Annotated in this window: 2 rRNA genes; both read right to left on the reverse strand. The window is 55.9% G+C overall.

Annotated elements, in window-relative coordinates:
• Positions 1–42 precede the first annotated feature (42 nt).
• Positions 43–3,187, reverse strand: a 23S ribosomal RNA gene (locus tag AC1DES_RS19050).
• Positions 3,188–3,582: 395 nt separating this feature from the next.
• Positions 3,583–4,957: ribosomal RNA gene (locus AC1DES_RS19055) — 16S ribosomal RNA — on the reverse strand.
• The 16S and 23S rRNA genes sit together here, the layout of an rRNA operon.
• Positions 4,958–5,054 lie beyond the last annotated feature (97 nt).

Here is a 5,054-nt window from a genome sequence, read left to right on the forward strand (position 1 = left end):
CCCGGGTGCGAACCCCTTTTGAACGGGTTCGCGGGGTGGTGTGTGGTGTAAGTTATCGGCCTATTAGTACCGGTCAGCTTCACGAGTCGTTAGTCCTCGCTTCCACATCCGGCCTATCAACCCAGTGGTCTGGCTGGGGGCCTCTCACACACAAGGTGTATGGAAATCTCATCTCGAAGCGAGCTTCCCGCTTAGATGCTTTCAGCGGTTATCCCATCCGAACGTAGCTAATCAGCGGTGCACTTGGCAGTACAACTGACACACCAGAGGTTCGTCCGTCCCGGTCCTCTCGTACTAAGGACAGCCCTTCTCAAATTTCCTGCGCGCGCAGCGGATAGGGACCGAACTGTCTCACGACGTTCTAAACCCAGCTCGCGTACCGCTTTAATGGGCGAACAGCCCAACCCTTGGGACCTACTCCAGCCCCAGGATGCGACGAGCCGACATCGAGGTGCCAAACCATGCCGTCGATATGGACTCTTGGGCAAGATCAGCCTGTTATCCCCGAGGTACCTTTTATCCGTTGAGCGACGGCCATTCCACAATGTACCGCCGGATCACTAGTCCCGACTTTCGTCCCTGCTCGAGATGTCTCTCTCACAGTCAAGCTCCCTTGTGCACTTACACTCGACACCTGATTGCCAACCAGGCTGAGGGAACCTTTGGGCGCCTCCGTTACTTTTTAGGAGGCAACCGCCCCAGTTAAACTACCCATCAGGCACTGTCCCTGACCCGGATTACGGGCCGAAGTTAGATGTCCAAAGTGACCAGAGTGGTATTTCAACGATGACTCCACCCGAACTGGCGTCCGGGCTTCAACGTCTCCCACCTATCCTACACAAGCCACTCCGAACACCAATACCAAACTATAGTAAAGGTCTCGGGGTCTTTCCGTCCTGCTGCGCGTAACGAGCATCTTTACTCGTACTGCAATTTCGCCGAGTTTATGGTTGAGACAGCGGGGAAGTCGTTACTCCATTCGTGCAGGTCGGAACTTACCCGACAAGGAATTTCGCTACCTTAGGATGGTTATAGTTACCACCGCCGTTTACTGGGGCTTGAATTCTCAGCTTCGCCTTGCGGCTAACCGGTCCTCTTAACCTTCCAGCACCGGGCAGGAGTCAGTCCGTATACATCGTCTTGCGACTTCGCACGGACCTGTGTTTTTAGTAAACAGTCGCTTCCCCCTGGTCTCTGCGGCCCCTGCACGCTCCGGACAGCAAGTGTCCATCACGATGGGGGCCCCCCTTCTCCCGAAGTTACGGGGGCATTTTGCCGAGTTCCTTAACCATAATTCTCTCGATCGCCTTAGTATTCTCTACCTGATCACCTGTGTCGGTTTGGGGTACGGGCGGCTAAAACCTCGCGTCGATGCTTTTCTTGGCAGCATAGGATCACCGAATCCCCCCTTACGGGAGTCCCATCAGATCTCAGGCATCATGAACGGCGGATTTGCCTACCGTTCGCCCTACATCCTTAGACCGGGACAACCATCGCCCGGCTCGGCTACCTTCCTGCGTCACACCTGTTAATACGCTTGCCTCCCAGGATCAGGTCCCGCGCTCCACCAAAACCCTYCCGCCACAAGGGCGGTCAGGCAGGTTTCGGGCGGTTAGTATCCCCTGTTCAGCATGGGCGGTTTTTCGCCGGTACGGGAATATCAACCCGTTGTCCATCGACTACGCCTGTCGGCCTCGCCTTAGGTCCCGACTTACCCAGGGCAGATTAGCTTGACCCTGGAACCCTTGATCATTCGGCGGACGGGTTTCTCACCCGTCTTTCGCTACTCATGCCTGCATTCTCACTCGTGTAGGCTCCACCGCTGGTTTACACCGCGACTTCACTGCCCACACGACGCTCCCCTACCACTCCAGACGCCTGAACCAACCCACAAGGGGCGGCTTRGCTATCATCTGAAATCCACAACTTCGGCGGTGTACTTGAGCCCCGCTACATTGTCGGCGCGGAATCACTTGACCAGTGAGCTATTACGCACTCTTTTAAGGATGGCTGCTTCTAAGCCAACCTCCTGGTTGTCTTCGCAACTCCACATCCTTTCCCACTTAGCACACGCTTAGGGGCCTTAGTTGGTGGTCTGGGCTGTTTCCCTCTCGACTATGAAGCTTATCCCCCACAGTCTCACTGCTGCGCTCTCACTTACCGGCATTCGGAGTTTGGCTGACGTCAGTAACCTTGTAGGGCCCATTAGCCATCCAGTAGCTCTACCTCCGGTAAGAAACACGCAACGCTGCACCTAAATGCATTTCGGGGAGAACCAGCTATCACGAAGTTTGATTGGCCTTTCACCCCTACCCACAGCTCATCCCCTCCATTTTCAACTGAAGTGGGTTCGGTCCTCCACGACGTCTTACCGTCGCTTCAACCTGGCCATGGGTAGATCACTTCGCTTCGGGTCTAGATCACGCCACTGCAACGCCCTATTCAGACTCGCTTTCGCTACGGCTTCCCCACACGGGTTAACCTCGCGACGTAACACTAACTCGCAGGCTCATTCTTCAAAAGGCACGCCGTCACCACAACACAGCAAGCTGYGATGGCTCCGACGGATTGTAAGCACACGGTTTCAGGTACTGTTTCACTCCCCTCCCGGGGTACTTTTCACCTTTCCCTCACGGTACTGGTCCGCTATCGGTCATTAGGGAGTATTTAGGCTTATCAGGTGGTCCTGACAGATTCGCACGGGATTTCTCGGGCCCCGTGCTACTTGGGATACTTCCCAGGCGGTATGACAACATTTCGGTTACGGGGCTCACACCCTCTACGGCCGGCCTTTCAAGACCGTTCACCTATGCCCACACTTCGCACCTCACTGTCCCGGCAGAGACAGAACGGAAAGTCCCACAACCCCGACCATGCAACGCCCGCCGGCTATCACACATGGAACGGTTTAGCCTGATCCGCGTTCGCTCGCCACTACTGACGGAATCACTATTGTTTTCTCTTCCTGCGGGTACTGAGATGTTTCACTTCCCCGCGTTCCCTCCACGCACCCTATGTGTTCAGATGCGGGTCACCAGGCRGCTCGCGCCCCTGGCGGGGTTTCCCCATTCGGACACCCTGGGATCACAGTCCGGTTATCGACTCCCCCAGGCTTATCGCAGATTCCTACGTCCTTCTTCGGCTCCTAATGCCAAGGCATCCACCGTGTGCTCTTAAAAACTTGACCACAAAAGATCAAGGAGTAATTCACGAGAAAMCCATGGAACCAGACCGCAACCAACCCCCACCCCACAGGGGCAGAAGCACAATCACGGACAGATCCAGGTTCATATTCTTGGAAATTGCTTCTTATAAAAGATGCTCGCGTCCACTATGTAGTTCTCAAACAACAACCCCGTACCACACACCCCACACACACAACCCGCAAGGGCCGATACGTCCATGATCGGTGCAGCCAGGAAACCAGAAACAAACAAAACCCACACCACAACCCCGCACCCCTCCCGAAAGAAGAACACGAAACCGCGCCATGGTCCTGTTGCCTCAGGACCCAACAGTGTGCCAAACACTACCCGCCACACGGGCATGCGCCCGGCAGGCAAMGTTGTAGGTGCTCCTTAGAAAGGAGGTGATCCAGCCGCACCTTCCGGTACGGCTACCTTGTTACGACTTAGTCCCAATCGCCAGTCCCACCTTCGACAGCTCCCTCCCACAAGGGGTTAGGCCACCGGCTTCGGGTGTTACCAACTTTCGAGTATCGCAACCCTTTGTACCGGCCATTGTAGCATGCGTGAAGCCCAAGACATAAGGGGCATGATGATTTGACGTCGTCCCCACCTTCCTCCGAGTTGACCCCGGCAGTCTCCCATGAGTCCCCGCCATTACGCGCTGGCAACATGGAACGAGGGTTGCGCTCGTTGCGGGACTTAACCCAACATCTCACGACACGAGCTGACGACAACCATGCACCACCTGTGAACCGGCCCCAAAGGGGAAGGACTGTTTCCAGCCCGGTCCGGCCCATGTCAAGCCTTGGTAAGGTTCTTCGCGTTGCATCGAATTAATCCGCATGCTCCGCCGCTTGTGCGGGCCCCCGTCAATTCCTTTGAGTTTTAGCCTTGCGGCCGTACTCCCCAGGCGGGGCACTTAATGCGTTAGCTACGGCGCGGAAAACGTGGAATGTCCCCCACACCTAGTGCCCAACGTTTACGGCATGGACTACCAGGGTATCTAATCCTGTTCGCTCCCCATGCTTTCGCTCCTCAGCGTCAGTTAATGCCCAGAGACCTGCCTTCGCCATCGGTGTTCCTCCTGATATCTGCGCATTTCACCGCTACACCAGGAATTCCAGTCTCCCCTACATCACTCTAGTCTGCCCGTACCCACCGCAGATCCGGAGTTGAGCCCCGGACTTTCACGGCAGACGCGACAAACCGCCTACGAGCTCTTTACGCCCAATAATTCCGGATAACGCTTGCGCCCTACGTATTACCGCGGCTGCTGGCACGTAGTTAGCCGGCGCTTCTTCTGCAGGTACCGTCACTTTCGCTTCTTCCCTACTGAAAGAGGTTTACAACCCGAAGGCCGTCATCCCTCACGCGGCGTCGCTGCATCAGGCTTKCGCCCATTGTGCAATATTCCCCACTGCTGCCTCCCGTAGGAGTCTGGGCCGTGTCTCAGTCCCAGTGTGGCCGGTCACCCTCTCAGGCCGGCTACCCGTCGTCGCCTTGGTGAGCCATTACCTCACCAACAAGCTGATAGGCCGCGAGTCCATCCAAAACCACAAAAAGCTTTCCACCCCCCACCATGCGATGAGGAGTCATATCCGGTATTAGACCCAGTTTCCCAGGCTTATCCCAGAGTTAAGGGCAGGTTACTCACGTGTTACTCACCCGTTCGCCACTAATCCACCAGCAAGCTGGCATCATCGTTCGACTTGCATGTGTTAAGCACGCCGCCAGCGTTCATCCTGAGCCAGGATCAAACTCTCCGTTGAAGTAAAACAAAAACAGACACAACCAACACCCCCGGGAAAACGGGACGCGCCGGCTGCACAAAATTTGAAACCAGCTGTAAAAACCAGACCACACCAC

It is taken from the genome of Arthrobacter sp. 05T442 (assembly GCF_056395945.1).